Genomic DNA, 19291 nt, shown 5'->3' with positions numbered 1-19291 from the left:
TACCCGAGACCGGCCGATAGGCTGCGGCTATGAGCATCGACGCTCCGTCCAGCGAAATCGTTCACGCCGGTCGTCTGGTCGCCCGCCGGCTCAAACGCAGCGGGATCGACATCCTGTTCACCTTGTCGGGCGGCCACCTGTTCTCCATCTACGACGGCTGCCGGGAAGAAGGCATCCGACTCGTCGACACCCGCCACGAGCAGACGGCGGCCTTCGCCGCCGAGGGCTGGTCGAAGGTGACGCGGGTGCCCGGTGTGGCCGCGCTGACCGCGGGCCCCGGCGTCACCAACGGCGTCAGCGCGATGGCGGCCGCGCAGCAAAATCGGTCACCGCTGGTCGTGCTCGGCGGCCGGGCACCCGCGCAGCGTTGGGGGATGGGATCGCTGCAGGAGATCGACCACGTTCCGGTCGTGGCGCCGCTGAGCCGCTTCGCCGCCACCGCGCAGTCTCCCGAGGATGCGGGCCGGCTCGTCGACGAGGCGTTGCAGGCGGCGGTCGGGGCGCCGTCCGGCGTCGCATTCGTCGACTTCCCGATGGATTACGTGTTCGGCGTGTCCGAAGACGACGGCCGTCCCGGGGCGCTGCGCACGCTGCCCGCGGCTCAGGGGCCTGACGGAGCGGCACTGGACCGCGCCGCCGCGCTGCTGTCCGGGGCCCGGCGCCCGGTGATCATGGCCGGCACCAACGTCTGGTGGGGGCACGGCGAGACGGCGCTGCTGCAACTGGTCGAGCAGCGCCAGATCCCGGTGCTGATGAGCGGGATGGCGCGCGGCGTGGTGCCCGCCGATCACCCGCTCGCGTTCTCGCGGGCCCGGTCGACGGCGCTGGCCGAAGCCGACGTCGCCCTGGTGGTCGGGGTACCGATGGATTTCCGGCTCGGCTTCGGCAAGGTGTTCGGGCCCGAGACGCAGCTGATCGTCGCCGACCGTGCGCAACCGGAGCGCGAGCATCCGCGACCGATCGCCGCCGGCCTCTACGGCGACCTCGCCGGCACGCTGACGTCGCTGCAGGTGCCCAGCGGAGCCGACCATCGGGACTGGGTCGACGCGCTGCGCACTACCGAGGCGGCGGCCCGCCGCCAGGAAGCGGGCGAGCTCGGCGACGATCGAATCCCCCTGCACCCGATGCGGATCTACGCCGAGTTGGCGCCCATGCTGGACCGCGACGCCATCATCGTCATCGACGCCGGCGACTTCGGCTCGTACGCGGGCCGGGTGATCGACAGCTATCAGCCGGGCTGCTGGCTGGACAGCGGCCCGTTCGGCTGCCTCGGCTCGGGCCCGGGCTACGCGCTGGCCGCCAAGCTGGCCCACCCGCGGCGTCAGGTTGTGCTCTTGCAGGGCGACGGGGCCTTCGGGTTCAGCGGCATGGAATGGGACACCCTGGTGCGCCACCAGATCCCGGTCGTGTCGGTGATCGGCAACAACGGCATCTGGGGTTTGGAGAAACACCCGATGGAGGCGATCTACGGGTATTCGGTGGTGGCTGAACTGCGCCCGGGCACCCGTTACGACGAGGTGGCACGCGCGCTGGGCGGTCACGGCGAACTGGTGTCCGCACCCGGCGAGCTGGGGCCCGCGCTGGAGCGCGCGTTTGCCAGCGGCCTGCCGTCGGTGGTCAACGTGCTCACCGACCCGACAGATGCCTATCCCCGTCGATCGAACCTCGCCTGATGAATCGTCTTCTGCTCACCGCGTACCGTTGACCTGTGCCAAAGACCAGCCGCACCCAACCCGGCCGCCTGAGCAGCAGATTCTGGCGACTGCTCGGCGCAAGTATGGAGAAGAACCGCTCACGCTCGCTGTCCCAGGTCAGCGCCTCGTCGGAATACGACGAGAAAGCCGCCGATCTCTCCGACGAACAGTTACGCAAGGCAGCGGGCTTGCTCAACCTCGACGATCTCGCCGACTCCGAGGACATTGCGCAGTTCCTGGCGCTGGCCCGGGAAGCCGCCGAACGCGCGACGGGCCTGCGGCCCTTCGATGTTCAGCTGCTGGGCGCGCTGCGGATGCTCGACGGCGACGTCATCGAGATGGCGACCGGCGAGGGCAAAACGCTCGCCGGCGCGATCGCGGCAGCCGGCTACGCCCTCGCCGGGCGACACGTTCATGTGGTCACCATCAACGACTATTTGGCCCGCCGCGACGCCGAGTGGATGGGTCCGTTGCTGCAGGCCATCGGGCTGACGGTCGGCTGGATCACCGGGGAGTCGACCAGCGAGGAGCGTCGCGCGGCCTACGGCTGCGACGTCACCTACGCCTCGGTCAACGAGATCGGTTTCGATGTGCTGCGCGACCAGTTGGTGACCGACGTCAAGGACTTGGTGTCACCCAATCCCGATGTGGCCCTGATCGACGAGGCCGACTCGGTGCTGGTCGACGAGGCACTGGTGCCGTTGGTGCTGGCCGGCACCACCCACCGCGAAACGCCGCGCCTGGAGATCGTCAAATTGGTCGGCGAGCTCGAGGCCGGTGCGGACTACGACACCGACGCCGACAGCCGCAACGTGCACCTGACCGAGGCCGGTGCGCGCAAGGTCGAGAAGGCGCTCGGCGGCATCGACCTGTACTCCGAGGAACACGTCGTCACCACGCTCACCGAGATCAACGTCGCACTGCACGCGCACGTGCTGTTGCAGCGCGACGTGCACTACATCGTGCGCGACGACGCGGTGCACCTGATCAACTCCTCCCGCGGGCGCATCGCCCAGCTGCAACGCTGGCCGGACGGCCTGCAGGCCGCCGTCGAGGCCAAGGAGGGCATCGAGACCACCGAGACGGGCGAAGTGCTCGACACCATCACGGTGCAGGCGCTGATCAACCGCTACACCACCGTCTGCGGAATGACCGGTACCGCGCTGGCCGCCGGTGAGCAGTTGCGACAGTTCTATAGGCTCGGCGTTTCGCCAATTCCGCCGAATACTCCCAACATTCGCGAGGACGAACCGGATCGCGTCTACATCACGGCCGCCGCCAAGAACGACGCGATCGTCGAGCACATCGCGACGGTGCACGAGACCGGACAACCGGTGCTGGTCGGCACCCGCGACGTGGCGGAGTCCGAGGAGCTGCACGAGCGGCTGGTGCGCCGCGGTGTGCCCGCGGTCGTGCTCAATGCCAAGAACGACGCCGAAGAAGCTCAGGTGATCGCCGAGGCGGGCAAGTACGGCGTGGTCACGGTCTCGACCCAAATGGCCGGGCGCGGAACCGATATCCGCCTCGGCGGCTCCGACGAGGCCGACCACGACCGCGTTGCGGAGCTGGGCGGGCTGCACGTCGTCGGCACCGGCCGCCATCACACCGAACGCCTGGACAACCAGCTGCGCGGGCGCGCGGGCCGGCAGGGCGACCCGGGTTCGTCGGTGTTCTTTTCGAGTTGGGAGGACGACGTCGTCGCCGCCAACCTCGACCGCAACAAACTGCCCGAGCAGACCGACGAGGACGGAAAGATCCTCAGCCCCAAGGCGGCCGGGCTGCTCGACCACGCGCAGCGCGTCGCCGAAGGCAGGATGCTCGACGTGCACGCGAACACCTGGCGCTACAACCAGCTGACCGCCCAGCAGCGCGCCATCATTGTCGACCGGCGAAACACGTTGCTGCGCACGGCAACTGCGCGTGAAGAACTGGCCGAGCTGGCGCCGAAGCGGTACCAGGAGCTGGCGGAGACCGAGGGAATCTCCGAGGAGCGGCTGGAGACGATCTGCCGCCAGATCATGCTCTATCACCTGGACCGCGGCTGGGCCGACCATCTGGCCTACCTCGCCGATATCCGGGAAAGCATCCACCTGCGGGCGCTGGGCCGGCAAAACCCGCTCGACGAATTCCACCGGCTGGCCGTCGACGCCTTCGCGTCGCTGGCCGCCGATGCAATCGAGGCGGCTCAGCAGACGTTCGAAACCGCGAACGTCCTCGATGAGGAGCCGGGGCTGGATCTGTCCAAGCTGGCGCGGCCGACCTCGACGTGGACGTACATGGTCAACGACAATCCGCTGTCCGACGACACGCTGTCGACGCTGAGCCTGCCCGGCGTATTCCGCTAACCGCTGACCCACCGCCTCCTCCGAGCTCCACATCGCGCAGCGCATCGTCAGCGGGCTCGACCAGATTGCCCGCCTCCTCCGCGCTCCACATCGCGCAGCGCATCGTCAGCGGGCTAATGTCACGGCTCATGGAGCAGGAGCCGCCGGACCGGGTGCTGACCGTACCCAACGTCTTGAGCGTCGTCCGCCTGCTGCTCATCCCCGTGTTCATCTACCTGCTGACATTCGCCCACGCCAACGCTTGGGCCGTGGCAATCCTGATGATCAGCGGCGCCTCCGACTGGGCCGACGGCAAAATTGCGCGCACGCTGAACCAGTCGTCGCGGCTGGGTGTCCTGCTGGACCCTGCGGTCGACCGCCTCTACATGGTGACGGTGCCCGTCGTGCTGGCGCTGAGCGGCATCGTGCCGTGGTGGTTCGTGATCACGTTGCTGGTGCGCGACGGGCTGCTGGCCGCCACGCTGCCGCTGCTGCGCAGCCGCGGGTTGACGGCGCTGCCGGTCACCTATGTCGGCAAAGCGGCCACGTTCGCCTTGATGTCCGGCTTCCCGCTGGTCTTGCTGGGTACGTGGAACGCATTGTGGAGCCGCGTCATCGGCGCCTGCGGGTGGGGTTTTCTGATCTGGGGCCTGTACGCCTACCTGTGGTCGTTCGTCCTGTACGCGGTGCAGATGGTCCTGGTGCTGCGCCGAATGCCGAAGGTCACCCGGGCGGCTGAGCATGGCTGAGCCGGATCGCCTGCTCGGCGGCTACGACCCAAACGCGGGCCGCAGCGCGCACGCAGCGGCAAGTCCGACACTCATCCCCGTGCCGTCGCTGCTGCGCGCGCTGCTTTCGGAGCATCTCGATCCCGGCTACGCCGCCGCCGCGCAACGGCGTGCCCATGCCGGCACCACACCACCGGTCGGCCGGGCGCGGGTGTTCACCTGGCTATGGCAGGCTCTGGCGGCGATGCTGGTTGCCACCGTGTTCGCCGCCGCAGTCGCCCAGGCACGTTCGGTGGAACCCGGCGTGCGCAGCGCCCAACAACTGCTGGCACGCAGCGTTCGGGCCAGTGAAGGCGCCGCGACCGCGTTGGCCCAGCGACGCAGCACGCTGTCGCGCCGGGTCGACGACGTTCAGCGGCTCGCCCTGGCCGACGACGCCGAAGGCCGACGGCTGCTGGGTCAGCTGGACGGGCTGAGCCTGGCGGCGGCCAGCACCGCGATCCTCGGCCCCGGCCTGACCGTCAAGGTGACCGATCCCGGCGCCAGCCCGAACCTGTCCGACGTGTCCAAGCAACGGGTGAATGGCAGCCGGCAGATCATCCTGGACCGCGACCTGCAGCTCGTCGTCAACTCGTTGTGGGCCAGTGGCGCCGAGGCCATCTCGGTCGGCGGCGTGCGCATCGGGCCGAACGTGACCATCCGTCAGGCCGGGGGAGCCATCCTGGTCGACAACAACCCCACCAGCAGCCCTTACACGATTCTGGCCGTCGGGCCGCCACACGCGATGCGCGACGTGTTCGACAACAGTCCCGGGTTGCAGCGTCTTAGGCTGCTAGAGGTTTCCTACGGTGTCGGCATCACGGTGACCGTCTCCGATGGTCTCTCGTTGCCAGCCGGATCGATCCGAGAAGTCAAGTACGCCAAGGAGATTGGGCCTTCGTGACCACACAGCTGCCCCGGACGGGACCCCGCGCATGATCGGTATCGCGGCGCTGGCGGTCGGCATCGTGCTCGGCTTGGTTTTTCACCCCGCCGTGCCCGAGATCGTCCAGCCGTACCTGCCGATCGCGGTTGTCGCGGCGCTGGACGCGGTCTTCGGCGGCCTGCGCGCCTACCTCGAGCGGATCTTCGATCCCAAGGTCTTCGTGGTGTCGTTCGTGTTCAACGTCTTCGTGGCGGCGCTGATCGTCTACGTCGGCGACCAGCTGGGTGTCGGTACCCAGTTGTCGACCGCCATCATCGTCGTGTTGGGGATCCGGATCTTCGGCAATGCCGCCGCCTTGCGGCGCCGCCTCTTCGGGGCGTAGGAGCACAGCGAGATGGGGTCAGCGTGAGCCAGGATCAGCCGACCGGCGCGGCCGGCAAAAGTCGTGACGCCCCAACGCAGCACGAGGAGGCGCCGGCCGCCACGGAATCCGGCGGGCAGCATGGCCGCCACGAATTGCCGGACAGCCGCCCGCGTCCCGAGATCGGGCCGGTGGGCCGTACCGGATTGTCCGCCCTGCTGCGCGGCGGGCGCTCGCGGTTGATGTTCGGCACACTGGCGATCCTGCTATGCCTCCTGCTGGGTATCGCGATCGTCACCCAGGTGCGGCAGACGCGCTCCGGCGACTCCCTGGACTCGGCGCGCCCGGCGGACCTGCTGGTGTTGCTGGACTCGCTGCGCCAACGCGAGGCGACGCTCAACAGCGAAGTCAACGAACTGCAGAACACCCTGAATTCCCTGCAGGCGTCGGGCAATACCGACCAGGCCGCGATCAAAAGCGCCCAGGCGCGGCTGGCGGCGCTGTCCATTCTGGTCGGCGCGGTGGGCGCCACCGGGCCCGGCGTCACCATCACCATCGAAGACCCCGGTCCCGGCGTATCACCCGAGGTGATGCTGGACGTGATCAACGAGCTGCGGGCCGCCGGCGCCGAAGCCATCGAAATCAACGGCGGACGCGAGTCCGTGCGGGTCGGGGTGGACACCTGGGTGGTCGGCTCGGCCGGCTCGCTGACCCTGGACACCAAGACCCTCTCGCCGCCGTATTCGATTCTGGCGATTGGCGATCCGCCCACGCTGGCCGCTGCGATGAACATCCCCGGCGGCGCCGAGGACAGCATCAAGCGCGTCGGTGGCCGGATGTCGGTGCAGCAGAGTGACCGCGTGGACGTGCGCACCTTGCGGCAACCAAAACCGCACCAATACGCTCAGCCCGTCAAGTGAGCCACACCGACCAGAACAGGATTCCCGTGAGCGATATCCCGGCCGATCTGCACTACACCGCCGAACACGAGTGGGTTCGCCAGAGCGGTGACGATACCGTGCGGGTCGGGATCACCGACTTCGCGCAATCGGCACTGGGCGACGTCGTGTTCGTCCAGCTGCCCGAGGTGGGCGCCCAGGTGACCGCGGGTGAATCCTTCGGCGAGGTCGAGTCGACGAAATCCGTATCCGACCTGTACGCGCCCGTGACCGGCACGGTGATCGCGGTCAACGCCGACCTGGAGGGCAGCCCGCAGCTGGTCAACTCCGATCCCTACGGCGACGGCTGGCTGGTCGACGTCCAGGTCGCTGACGGCGGGGAGTTGGCTTCGGCGGTTTCGGCTCTGCTGGATGCGGAGGCCTACCGCGGCACGCTGACCGAGTGACGGTTGCTAATGTGCCTGCCAGCCCTGCCGGTGGCCGCATCATCTGCCACGACACGGCACGCGGCGGGGACAACGGGGGCCCGCCGACCGTCGGTTTCGATCCTGCCGGTGGTTGGCGCATTCGGAACCCCCGCGCGGTACGGTCAACACAAAGCGTCAAAAGCGTCAAAAGGCAGTAATCGGCAATACAGGGTCGACAACCTAGTGGGGAAGCCGGCCGAGCGGCCCGGTCAGACAACGCCACAGCGGCCAGTGAGGAGCAGCGGGTGACGGACATGGACTCAGGAAGTTCGCAAGACCAGACTTCTGACGAAGTCACCGTGGAAACGACATCGGTCTTCCGCGCCGACTTCCTCAACGAATTGGACGCGCCCGCCCAATCGGGCGCCGAAAGCACGGTCTCTGGGGTCGAGGGACTTCCGGCCGGCTCAGCGTTGCTGGTCGTCAAACGAGGCCCCAATGCGGGGTCCCGCTTCCTCCTCGACCAGCCCATCACCTCGGCCGGCCGGCATCCGGACAGCGACATCTTCCTCGACGACGTCACGGTCAGCCGCCGCCACGCCGAATTCAGGTTGGAAAACAACGAATTCCACGTGGTCGATGTGGGTAGCCTCAACGGCACCTACGTCAATCGCGAGCCGGTGGACTCGGCGGTGCTGGCCAACGGCGACGAGGTACAGATCGGCAAGTTCCGGCTGGTGTTCTTGACCGGCCCCAAGGGTGATGACGACGGAGGATCTGGAGGCTAGTGAGCGCACCCGATAGCCCGGCCTTGGCCGGGATGTCGATTGGGGCGGTCTTGGACCTGCTGAGACCGGATTTCCCCGATGTCACGATTTCCAAGATTCGTTTCTTGGAAGCCGAAGGACTGGTGACGCCCCAGCGCGCCGCGTCGGGGTATCGCAGATTCACCGCGTACGACTGCGCGCGGTTGCGTTTCATTCTCACCGCCCAGCGCGACCACTACCTGCCGCTGAAGGTGATCCGGGCGCAGCTGGACGCCCAGCCTGACGGCGAGTTGCCGCCGTTCGGATCGCCTTACGGCGTACCACGATTGGTGTCGGTGGCCGACGGCGACACCGCCACCGGCCACGTGACCACCCCCGATGCCGCCGCGGTTGCGCCCACCCGGGTGCGGCTGAGTCGCGAAGAGGTGCTGGAACGTTCGGGGGTCGACGAAGACCTGCTCACCGCCCTGCTCAAAGCCGGGGTGATCAGCCGCGGCCCGGGCGGGTTTTTCGACGAGCACACCGTGGTGATCCTGCAGTGCGCCCGGGCATTGTCGGACTACGGCGTCGAACCGCGGCATTTGCGCGCCTTCCGCTCGGCCGCCGACCGGCAGTCCGACCTGATCGCCCAGATCGCAGGACCGTTGATCAAGGCCGACAAGGCCGGCGCCCGCGATCGCGCCGACGATCTCGCGCGCGAGGTCGCCGCGCTGGCAATTACCTTGCACACGTCGTTGATCAAGTCGGCCGTTCGCGACGTTCTGCGACGCTGAGGACTAGACTTCGTTTGAACAGCTTGGTGTTCGGCGGCACGGAGAGGAACGGTGGACCACGGGTCGTCGCGCCGAGTAGGAGTCGGACACGGCGGCATATGCGGAGGGCAGACACAAATGGGTGAAGTACGTGTTGTCGGCATTCGCGTCGAGCAGCCGCAGAACCAGCCGGTGCTGTTGCTGCGCGAGGCCAACGGTGACCGTTACCTGCCGATTTGGATCGGGCAGTCTGAGGCTGCAGCCATCGCGCTCGAACAGCAAGGCGTCGAGCCGCCCCGCCCGCTGACCCACGACTTGATCCGTGATCTCATTGCGGCGCTTGGACATTCGCTCAAGGAAGTGCGGATCGTCGATCTGCAGGAAGGCACTTTCTACGCTGACCTGGTGTTCGACCGCAACATCACGGTGTCCGCCCGGCCGTCGGATTCGGTGGCGATCGCGCTGCGCGTCGGTGTCCCGATCTACGTCGAGGAAGCCGTGCTGGCCCAGGCGGGTCTGCTGATCCCGGACGAGAGCGACGAGGAATCCAACAGCGCGGTGCGCGAGGACGAGGTGGAGAAGTTCAAGGAATTTCTCGACAGCGTGTCTCCCGACGATTTCAAGGCCACCTGAGCGCATCGGAGGCGTCGGTGGGAAATTGCGGGTCAGCACAGCGGCGGCCGGGCGTTAAGGTGGACGTCGACATCACGGATGCGTCTCATCTGACACGGTGATCTCGACACGCCTGACGGATAGCGCGCCCCTCGCCGTTGCGGCGGCCATACTTTGAGAACGAGTTAAGGCACGGTAGCGATCGAACAGCGTAAGCTCTCTAGCACTCGGGCCTTAGCCAACGTGGCTGTGCAGGCAGCCAATGGACGCAGCTAGTGACAAGAGCGCGATCGGCGAGAGGAACCACTGTGAGCGACCAGCCACGTCAAGAACAGCTGGATCTTGCCGGCCACTCGGATGCCGCGAACCCCGGTGAGCCGAGCATCACCGTGGCCAGCGGACCCGTGCAGCCGGGGCTGTTTCCTGACGACTCGGTGCCCGACGAGCTGGTCGGCTACCGGGGCCCCAGTGCGTGCCAAATCGCCGGGATCACCTACCGCCAGCTGGACTACTGGGCGCGGACCTCGCTGGTAGTGCCCTCGATCCGCAGCGCGGCGGGGTCCGGCAGCCAACGGCTGTACTCGTTCAAGGACATCCTGGTCCTCAAGATCGTCAAGCGGCTGCTGGACACCGGCATCTCGCTGCACAACATCCGGGTCGCGGTCGACCACCTGCGCCAGCGCGGGGTCGAGGACCTGGCCAACATCACCTTGTTCTCCGATGGCACCACCGTCTACGAGTGCACCTCGGCCGAAGAAGTCGTCGACCTGCTGCAGGGCGGGCAGGGCGTGTTCGGCATCGCGGTGTCCGGCGCCATGCGCGAGCTGACCGGCGTGATCGCCGATTTCCCAGGTGAGCGCGCCGATGGCGGCGAATCGATCGCGGCCCCGGAGGACGAGCTCGCCTCCCGGCGCAAGCACCGCGACCGCAAAATCGGATAACCCCGTTTTTCGGGTTACTGGAGGGTAAACTCGACTCCGCATCAAGCCCGCGCGGGAGAGTTTCGTGGCCGCCAGTCACGGACGCCGAAGGAGCAATACCTCTCCGTCAACCTCTCAGGCACCAGGACCGCGTCCGGTGACGATGCCTCTGGAAAGCGGTGCGACCGTCTCGGTCCACCCGCCGATGGGGAAAGGCGCAGGGGGGACTACGCGCCGAATCTCTCAGGCGCCCGATGACTGGGTGGAGGACAGAGGGGGAGGGCCATTAGTCCCTCTGCCTATGTCAGGAGTCCCGATGCCCACCCAAGCACCCTTCTCCGCCCGACACATCGGACCGGACGCCGCGGCCGTCTCGGCGATGCTGGACGTGATCGGTGTCGGCTCGCTCGACGAGCTGGCCGGCAAAGCGGTTCCGCACCGCATTCTGGACAAACTTGCCGCGGACGGCACCGCACCCGGCCTGGACTCGCTGCCGCCGGCGGCCACCGAGGCCGAGGCGCTCGCCGAACTGCGCGCGCTCGCCGACAACAACACCGTGGCCGTGTCGATGATCGGACAGGGCTACTACGACACCCTGACCCCGCCGGTGTTACTGCGCAACATCCTGGAAAACCCGGCCTGGTACACCGCGTACACGCCCTATCAGCCGGAGATCAGCCAGGGCCGGCTGGAAGCCCTGCTGAACTTCCAGACCATGATCACCGACCTGACCGGACTGGAGATCGCCAACGCCTCGATGCTCGACGAGGGCACCGCCGCCGCGGAGGCCATGACGTTGCTGCACCGCTCGGCGACGCGGCGCGCCGGTACGGGAACGAACCGGTTGGCCGTCGACGTCGACCTGTTCGGCCAAACCGCGGCCGTGCTGGCGACCCGCGCTCGGCCGCTGGGCATCGAGATCGTCACCGCCGATTTGCGCAACGGTCTGCCCGACGGCGACTTCTTCGGCGTCATCGCGCAACTGCCCGGCGCCAGCGGCCGGGTCACCGACTGGTCGGCGCTCGTGGCCGAGGCGCATGAGCGGGGTGCGCTGGTGGCGATCGGCGCTGACCTGCTGGCGTGTACGTTGATCACCCCGCCCGGCGAGATCGGCGCCGACGCGGCCTTCGGCAGCTCCCAAAGATTCGGTGTGCCAATGGGATTCGGTGGTCCGCACGCCGGATATCTGGCGGTGCATGCCAAGCACGCACGGCAGCTGCCGGGCCGGCTGGTCGGCGTCTCCGTCGACACCGACGGTTCTCCGGCCTACCGCCTGGCCCTGCAGACCCGCGAACAGCACATCCGCCGCGACAAGGCGACCAGCAACATCTGTACCGCGCAGGTGCTGCTGGCGGTGATGGCCGCGATGTACGCCAGCTACCACGGCGCCGACGGGCTCACCGCCATCGCGCGCCGGGTGCATCGGCACGCCACCTCTATCGCCGCCGCGCTGGGCGACGCGCTGGTGCACGAAGAGTATTTCGACACCGTGTTGGCTCATGTGCCGGGCTGCGCGGACGAGGTGGTCGCCAAGGCCAAGGCCAAGGGCATCAACCTTTGGCGCGTCGACAAGGACCACGTGTCGGTGGCGTGCGACGAGTGCACCACCGACAGCCATGTGGAGGAGGTCCTGGACGCGTTCGGGGTGTCGGCCGCCGAACCCGTACCCACCGGCATCGGCACGCGCACAACGGCATTCCTGACCCATCCGGCGTTCACCCAGTACCGCACCGAGACGGCGATGATGCGGTATCTGCGGACGCTGGCGGACAAAGACATCGCCTTGGACCGCAGTATGATTCCGCTCGGGTCGTGCACGATGAAACTCAACGCCGCCGCCGAGATGGAGCCGATCACCTGGCCGGAGTTCTCGCGGCTGCACCCGTTCGCCCCGGCCGACGACACGGCCGGGCTGCGCCGGCTGATCAGTGACCTGCAGAGCTGGCTGGTGGCGATCACCGGTTACGACGCGGTGTCGCTGCAACCCAATGCCGGTTCGCAGGGCGAGTACGCGGGCCTGTTGGCGATCCACGAGTACCACGCCAGCCGGGGCGAGGCGCACCGCGACATCTGCCTGATTCCGTCCAGCGCGCACGGCACCAACGCCGCGTCGGCCGCCCTGGCCGGGATGCGGGTGGTCGTGGTGGGGTGTCACGACAACGGCGACGTCGATCTGGATGACCTGCGCGCCAAGGTCGCCGAGCACGCCGATCGGCTCGCCGCCCTGATGGTGACCTACCCGTCCACGCACGGGGTGTACGAGCAGGACATTGCCGAGATTTGCGCGGCCGTGCACGACGCCGGCGGCCAGGTGTACGTCGACGGCGCGAACCTCAACGCGCTGGTCGGTCTGGCGCGCCCGGGCAAGTTCGGCGGTGACGTCAGCCACCTGAACCTGCACAAGACGTTCTGCATCCCGCACGGTGGTGGCGGACCGGGGGTGGGTCCCGTCGCCGCGCGGGCGCACCTGGCACCGTTTTTGCCGGGCCACCCGTACGCGCCCGAACTGCCCGGCGGGCACCCGGTTTCGTCGGCGCCGTACGGTTCGGCATCGATTCTGCCAATCAGTTGGGCCTACATCAGGATGATGGGCGGCGACGGACTGCGGGCGGCGTCGCTGACCGCGATCGCGTCGGCCAATTACATCGCCCGTCGGCTCGACGAGTACTTCCCGGTGCTCTACACCGGCGCGACCGGCATGGTCGCCCACGAGTGCATCCTGGATCTGCGTGGCATCACAAAGTCGACCGGAGTGACGGTCGACGACGTCGCAAAACGGTTGGCGGACTACGGCTTTCACGCTCCGACCATGAGCTTCCCGGTGGCCGGCACCTTGATGGTGGAGCCCACCGAGAGCGAGGACCGCAACGAGATCGACGCGTTCTGCGACGCCATGATCGCCATCCGCGCCGAGATCGACAAAGTGGCGGCCGGAGTGTGGCCAGTTGAGGACAATCCGCTGCGCGGCGCCCCGCACACCGCCGACTGCCTGCTCGTCGCGCAGTGGAACCACCCGTACACGCGGGAGGAGGCCGCCTATCCGCTCGGCAAGGCGTTCCGGCCCAAGGTGTGGCCGCCGGTGCGTCGTATCGACGGGGCCCACGGCGACCGCAACCTGATGTGCTCGTGCCCGCCGGTCGAGGCGTTCGCCTAGACGCAGTCGTCAGGCGCAGGCCGCGGGCTGGGAGCGCAGGAAATCCAGCGTCAGCTCCGTAAACGCTTGCGCCGCTTCGACTTGGGGGAGATGACCGACCCCGGAAAACACGTGCACCCGAGCGTGCGGAAAGTGGCGCCGTGCCGCGCCGACATGGTGCGCGGGCAAGATGCGATCGCGCTGCCCCCACACGATCAGCGTGGGGCGGACGTGATCGGACACCCGGTTCAGCAATGCATTTCGCCATTGCGGTCTGATGCCGCGAATGCTGCCACACCAGCGGGCGGTCTCGTGCAGCACCAGACCCGTCTCGGGTCGCCGGGCAAACATCATCGCGCGGTCGATCCGCTCCCCGGTCACCAGCGAGCGGTCGACGTAAAGCTGACGTTCCAGCAGGTGCGCACTGCGGCGACTGGTGTAACGGGTCGCTAGGGCACCGAGGACGGGTGTGGCCGCCAGCCGCAGCATGGGATGAGTTTCGGCACCGAAGCCGACACTGCTCACCAGGGTCAAGGTGGCAACCCGGTCGGGTGCCAGCGCCAGCAGCTGCAGCGCGACCGCGCCGCCGATCGAATGACCCACCACATGCAGACGCCTGGTCTCCTCGATCGCATCGAGGGTCTGCAACGTGGCGTGCGCCAGCCCGGGCACGGTGGTGGCGGCCGAGAGGCGTTCGGACAACCCCGACCCGGGGAGGTCGCATGCGATCACCCGGTAGCCGGCCCGGTGCAGGGCGACGTATTGCGGCTGCCAGTCCTCGAGACTGCGACCGATTCCGTGCAGCAACAGGATCGGCGGTTGTTCGGGCTGACCGTCGATGAGCACTCGGGTCCGTCGCCCCTGGACGTCGATCGACCTGACGGTTCGCATGCGTACGCCCTGAAATGGGTACTCGCGCATCGTAATTGGTTATTCCGGTGGGGCCTTGATCACAGGTCGACGATACGTCGCAGCAGGCACACCGACAGGGTCTGCGCAAAACGGATCAGCAACGACGTTCGGTGTTGTCAGCGCGGGCCGGTGGCCGCCGAAGTCGCCGCCTCAGCTCAAAAATGTGCGGATTACCGTCGTCAGGTCGGGCGAGGCCGATGTCGCCAGATTCTGGTAGCTGCCGCCGCTGAGCTGGGCCACCACTTCCCAGGTTGCCCGATCCGGATCGGCGCCGAAGTCGACGACGTTGACCGCGATCGGTTTGGCCGGATCCGCGCTGGTGCGGATGAAGTTCTGCAGCCCCGGCCCATCCAGGGTCTGGTCCGTATGCGGACCGGCCGTGATGACCAGGATCGAATTGTTCTGCCCGGCACGGTAATTGGTCTGCATGTCCTGGTAGATCAGGCGCAGGGTGGTGAACGACACCGCACCGCCGGCCGACGAATACTGCTTGTCCAGGGCGGCGCTCAGGGCGGTCGAGCGCGGCTGGCCGTTGACGGGGTCGGTCAGTGCGCCGGTCGTCACCTCGGAGCGGCCCTCGTGGCCGTCGAACGTCCACAGGCCCACGGTCGCGGTCGGCGGCAGCGCCTTGATCCGGTCCTGCAATGCGGCGATGACGTTGGCCAGCCGCGACTTTCCGCCCTCGTCGCCCGGCATCGACTGATCCAACATGATCGTCGCGGCCACGCCGCTGGACGGCGCCGACATGGCGTCGGCCAGGGTGACGCGCATGGCGTCGTCGCCCACCGACAGCGTGGCGGACACCGGCGCGAAACTCGTCACCGGGCTACTCGGCGACTTGACGCCGTTGACCCGGAACCCGGCCTTGGCCAGCTTCGCGAGTTGGTCGGGTTTGCGGATGAAGTGGGCGAATTCGCTCGCCGCCGACGTCTGTTCCGAGGTCAGCCAGGAGCCGCTGAGCAGGACGGTCGGGTAGTCGGCGACCGGTGCGGGTCCCGGCGGCAGCCAGCCGGTCAAAGTTTTGTTGGCATCCGACAGCGACTGCCCGCGCTGGAACAGCTGCTGCTCGGTGGTGATCACGGCGTGCACCGGCGCGGTCGCCGCATCACCGGGCTTGAGCAGCGCGTTTAGCGCCTCGATCAGCGAGTTGTCGGAGAGCTTGGGCTGGGCGGCGGTCAGCGCGCGCAGCGCGGCGGTGCCCTGAGTGGCCGGCGCGCCGGGCGGCACCGACGCCGCCGCGACCGCTTCGCCCGCCAGGTAAGCGGCGTCCCCATTGCCGCTCGTCGGGATGGCCAACCGCAACCCGCCCCAGCCGGGCAGCTTCAAACCGGCCAACGAGTTCGGGTTGGTCTGCAAGCCGGGCAGCGCGCCCCAGGTTTGATCGGCCAGCGCCGGTTGCAGCTCGGGCCGGATCGCCAGAACTACCGGGGACGTCACCAGCGAACGGCTGTCGCTGACCGTCTTTTGTCCGGCGGCCGCGGTCAATCGGGCGGCCGACACCGAACTGCCCGGGATCCACAATGCCGGCCGGGCTCCCAGTTCGGCCGGCCACTTGCCGATGAAGCCGTTGATGACGGCGTCGGAGCCGGCGGGTTTGACGTTGACGACCATGCATTTGTCGCCGACGGGACCGGCGGTGGAGTTGTAGCCCTCGGCGAACTGCTGCACCAGGTCGGTCATCGACGGGTCGACGATGACGGCCACATCCTCCTTGCCGCCGACGCATCGCGCCGCGGCCGTGTGCGAGCGGTTGGACAACGCGTCGCCGAAGAATCGCCAGAGGATGATCGTGCCCACCACCACGATGACCGCGACCAACGCCACGATCACGCCGACGCTGACGCCGCGGCGGCCGCTGGCGCTGCGGTGGCCACCCCGCCACTCGCCGAGGACACGACGCCCGGTCGCGGTCAGGCCCGGCCGCGGATCGGATGGGCTGGACGGGTCGGCCTCCGCGCGGCGCGGGAACTCCGGATAGTCGTCGTCGGCGAACTGCGCGTCGGGGTCGTCGGGGTCGCCGAGGGCGCCGTAGCGGTCGGCGGGGTCCTCTTCGTCCGTGAAGTCGTCCGTGGAGTCGTCGTCGAAGTCGTCCGTGAACTCCTCGACGAAGTCGTCACCGAAGTCCTGGCCGGCGACCGGCGCGTCGGCGTCGTTCGCCGTGAATCCGCGCGGATCGTCCCGTTCCTCCCGGTAGCGGGAGACTAGGTCGCGGGCGGTGAATCGGGCGGTGTCGGACTCGTCGGACGGCTCGTCGGGTGACTTGCCGCGGTCGGGCATGCTGTGCCTACCCATACCGGCGCCCGCTACCCTTCCGTCGGCCCATCATCGTTCTCGGCTGGACTCGTCGCGCCCGAATCAGGCACCGGCGCGGGCCTTGAGCTCGCGGCGGCGGCGATGCAGGATCGGCTCGGTGTAGCCGCTGGGCTGCTGCCCGCCGGTCAGGATCAGCTCCTGGGCGGCCAGGAACGCGACGCTGTCGTCGAAGTTGGGCGCCATCGGACGGTATGCCCGGTCGCCGGCGTTCTGCTGGTCGACCAGCGGAGCCATCCGCTCCAGGCTGGCGCGGACATCCTCGCTGGTGATGATGCCGTGGCGCAGCCAGTTGGCCAGCAGCTGGCTGGAGATCCGCAACGTGGCGCGGTCTTCCATCAGGGCGACGTCGTGGATGTCGGGCACCTTCGAACACCCCACGCCCTCGTCGATCCAGCGCACGACGTAGCCCAGGATCGACTGACAGTTGTTGTCGACCTCCTCGCGGATCTCCTCGGGAGCCCAGGCAAGTTCCTTGGCCAGCGGAATCGTCAGCAGTTCGTCGATGGTCGTGCGCTTCTTGCCCGCGAGCTCCTGCTGCACGGCGAACACGTCGACCTGGTGGTAGTGCATCGCGTGCAGCGTGGCGGCGGTCGGGGAGGGCACCCACGCGGTGGTGGCGCCGGCCTTGGGCTGGCCGATCTTCTGCTCGACCATGTCGGCCATCAACTCGGTCATCGCCCACATGCCCTTACCGATCTGCGCCTTGCCGGTAAAGCCGGCGGCAAGACCGATGTCGACGTTGGCGTCTTCGTAGGCCTTGATCCAGGTGGTGTTCTTCATCGCACCCTTGCGGATCATCGGACCGGCCTCCATCGAGGTGTGGATTTCGTCGCCGGTGCGGTCCAAAAAGCCGGTGTTGATGAAGACCACCCGGTCGGCGGCGGCCTTGATGCACGCCTTGAGGTTCACCGAGGTGCGGCGCTCCTCGTCCATGATGCCGACCTTCAGCGTGCCCTGCGGCAAGCCCAGCACGTCCTCGACGCGGCTGAACAGCTCGCAGGTGAACGCCACCTCGTCGGGGCCGTGCATCTTCGGCTTCACGATGTAGATGGAGCCGGTGCGGCTGTTGACCAGCGGGCCGTTCGCGTCGCTCGACTTCAGCCCGTGGATTGCACACAGCCCGGTGAACAGCGCGTCCATGATGCCCTCGAACACCTCGTGCGCGCCTTGTTCGGGACCGGAGCCTTCGCCGACGACGATGGCGTCGTTGGTCATCAGATGCCCGACGTTGCGCACGAACAACAGGCTGCGGCCGGGCAGGGTCAGCTCGCCGCCGTCGGGGGTGGCGTAGGTGCGGTCCTGGTTGAGCACCCGGGTGAACGTCGTGCCGTCCTTGCTGACCTCTTGGGCCAGGTCACCCTTGTTCAAGCCGAGCCAGTTGCGGTAGCCCAGCACCTTGTCCTCGGCATCGACGGCGGCGACCGAGTCCTCGAAGTCCATGATCGTGGTGACCGCGGACTCCAGGACCACGTCCTTGATGCCGGCCGGGTCGGTCTTGCCGATCGGCGACTCCGGGTCGATCAGGATCTCGACGTGCAGGCCGTTGTTGACCAGCAGGACCGACCAGCTGGGCGAGCCCAGCTCGCCGCTGTATCCGACGAACTTCTCCGGGCTGGCCAGCTCGGTGGACTCCGCGCCGCGCGCGATCTGCAGCCGTCCGTCGGCGATGCTCAGCCCGGTCACGTCCGCCCACGAGCCCGACGCCAGCGGGGCCGCCTGGTCGAGGAATTTGCGCGCGTACGCGATGACCTTGTCGCCGCGCACCTTGTTGTAGCTGGTGCCCTTTTCGGCGCCGTCGTCTTCCGGGATCACATCGGTGCCGTACAGGGCGTCGTAGAGGGAACCCCACCGGGCGTTGGCGGCGTTGAGCGCGAACCGCGCATTGAGCACCGGCACCACCAGCTGCGGGCCCGCGGTCGTGGTGATCTCGTCGTCGACCCCGGACGTGGTGATCGTGAAGTCGTCCGGTTCGGGCAGCAGATAGCCGATGTCGGCCAAAAACTGCCGGTAGGCCTCGGGGTCGAGCGGTTCGATCACGCGCTGGCGGTGCCATTTGTCGATCTGCGCCTGCAGCTCGTCGCGGGTGTTCAGCAGGGTCTGGTTCTGCGGGGTGAGATCGGTGACGACCTTGTCCACGCCGGCCCAGAAGCTGTCCGGGTCGATGCCGGTGCCGGGCAGCGCCTCGTTGTTGACGAAGTCGTAGAGCACCCGGGCAACACGCAAATTCCCGGCTGACACGCGGTCAGTCATCTTTCTCCTCCATAGTTGCCTCATTGGTTCCCACTCGACTCCCGACCGGCCCCAATCAGCCTCAATCAGCTACCACGTCAGCCTACCGACCGACGGCCCGAACGATGGCATCCGTTCACCCCGCAACAGCAGGTCACGACGCGCTTGGCGGGCATCGCCGCGGGCTTCCCGATGGGCCGTGGGGAGCGCCGTCCGGCAACACAGCTGATCCGCCGCCACGCGCTGGCGCCCCGCCCTGTCCTGGACCGGCGCCGTTCAATCATACGGGCTGGACGAGGCCCACTTTGGCAGCGC

15 protein-coding genes and 2 riboswitches are annotated in these 19291 nt (G+C 67.9%); of the genes, 12 read left to right on the top strand and 3 right to left on the bottom strand.

Annotated features, from left to right (window positions below; translation table 11 throughout):
* Positions 1-29: 29 nt before the first annotated feature.
* The 12 genes from AWC25_RS18835 to gcvP all read left to right on the top strand — a co-directional run bounded on the left by AWC25_RS18835 (position 30) and on the right by gcvP (position 13543).
* On the top strand, positions 30-1673 hold the full coding sequence (locus AWC25_RS18835; protein ID WP_069401773.1) for an acetolactate synthase: 1644 nt from the start codon (positions 30-32) through the stop codon (positions 1671-1673).
* 35 nt (positions 1674-1708) lie between these two features.
* The gene (gene secA2, locus AWC25_RS18830) at positions 1709-4039 is read left to right on the top strand and encodes an accessory Sec system translocase SecA2 (RefSeq protein WP_069401774.1); all 2331 of its coding nucleotides are present in this window, start codon (positions 1709-1711) and stop codon (positions 4037-4039) included.
* Positions 4040-4167: 128 nt separating this feature from the next.
* Entirely contained in the window at positions 4168-4767 is a 600-nt protein-coding gene (locus AWC25_RS18825; RefSeq protein WP_069401775.1) for a CDP-alcohol phosphatidyltransferase family protein, read from the top strand.
* A complete protein-coding gene (locus AWC25_RS18820) occupies positions 4760-5689 on the top strand; it encodes a DUF881 domain-containing protein (protein ID WP_069401776.1) in 930 nt (309 codons plus the stop codon). The genes AWC25_RS18825 and AWC25_RS18820 overlap by 8 nt, the downstream gene beginning before the upstream one ends.
* Positions 5690-5720: 31 nt before the next feature.
* Complete coding sequence (locus tag AWC25_RS18815) at positions 5721-6053, top strand: small basic family protein (RefSeq protein WP_044505870.1); 333 nt, start codon at positions 5721-5723, stop codon at positions 6051-6053.
* Positions 6054-6187: 134 nt separating this feature from the next.
* Entirely contained in the window at positions 6188-6952 is a 765-nt protein-coding gene (locus AWC25_RS18810) for a DUF881 domain-containing protein (protein ID WP_276048399.1), read from the top strand.
* 26 nt (positions 6953-6978) lie between these two features.
* Entirely contained in the window at positions 6979-7377 is a 399-nt protein-coding gene (gene gcvH / locus AWC25_RS18805; RefSeq protein ID WP_069401778.1) for a glycine cleavage system protein GcvH, read from the top strand.
* Between the two features lie 275 nt (positions 7378-7652).
* Positions 7653-8126: a glycogen accumulation regulator GarA gene (gene garA, locus AWC25_RS18800; RefSeq protein WP_276048400.1), complete on the top strand. Its 474-nt coding sequence runs from the start codon at positions 7653-7655 to the stop codon at positions 8124-8126.
* A complete protein-coding gene (gene ftsR, locus AWC25_RS18795) occupies positions 8126-8878 on the top strand; it encodes a transcriptional regulator FtsR (protein WP_069401780.1) in 753 nt (250 codons plus the stop codon). Before garA ends, ftsR begins: the two co-directional genes overlap by 1 nt.
* 117 nt (positions 8879-8995) lie before the next feature.
* On the top strand, positions 8996-9490 hold the full coding sequence (locus AWC25_RS18790) for a bifunctional nuclease family protein (RefSeq protein ID WP_061555641.1): 495 nt from the start codon (positions 8996-8998) through the stop codon (positions 9488-9490).
* A 287-nt stretch (positions 9491-9777) separates the two neighbouring features.
* Positions 9778-10410: a MerR family transcriptional regulator gene (locus tag AWC25_RS18785; protein WP_069401781.1), complete on the top strand. Its 633-nt coding sequence runs from the start codon at positions 9778-9780 to the stop codon at positions 10408-10410.
* Positions 10411-10452: 42 nt separating this feature from the next.
* Positions 10453-10550: riboswitch (glycine riboswitch) on the top strand.
* A riboswitch (glycine riboswitch) is annotated at positions 10551-10672 on the top strand.
* A 33-nt stretch (positions 10673-10705) separates the two neighbouring features.
* The gene (gcvP, locus tag AWC25_RS18780; protein WP_069401782.1) at positions 10706-13543 is read left to right on the top strand and encodes an aminomethyl-transferring glycine dehydrogenase; all 2838 of its coding nucleotides are present in this window, start codon (positions 10706-10708) and stop codon (positions 13541-13543) included.
* A gap of 9 nt (positions 13544-13552) precedes the next feature.
* Here gcvP and AWC25_RS18775 read toward each other — a convergent pair whose 3' ends face one another.
* From AWC25_RS18775 to AWC25_RS18765, 3 genes are all read right to left on the bottom strand, one after another.
* On the bottom strand, positions 13553-14413 hold the full coding sequence (locus tag AWC25_RS18775; RefSeq protein WP_069401783.1) for an alpha/beta fold hydrolase: 861 nt from the start codon (positions 14411-14413) through the stop codon (positions 13553-13555).
* 171 nt (positions 14414-14584) lie between these two features.
* Positions 14585-16726, bottom strand: coding sequence for a substrate-binding domain-containing protein (locus tag AWC25_RS18770; RefSeq protein ID WP_084229472.1), 2142 nt, complete (start codon positions 16724-16726; stop codon positions 14585-14587).
* 63 nt (positions 16727-16789) lie between these two features.
* Positions 16790-18997, bottom strand: a complete 2208-nt coding sequence (locus AWC25_RS18765) for a malate synthase G (RefSeq protein WP_069401785.1) — start codon at positions 18995-18997, stop codon at positions 16790-16792.
* Positions 18998-19291: the final 294 nt, after the last annotated feature.

This window comes from Mycobacterium sherrisii, assembly GCF_002102355.1.
GTDB classification, from domain to species: Bacteria; Actinomycetota; Actinomycetes; order Mycobacteriales; family Mycobacteriaceae; genus Mycobacterium; species Mycobacterium sherrisii.
Note: the sequence above shows the minus strand (reverse complement) of the source record. Positions and strands in the feature narration are given on the sequence as shown.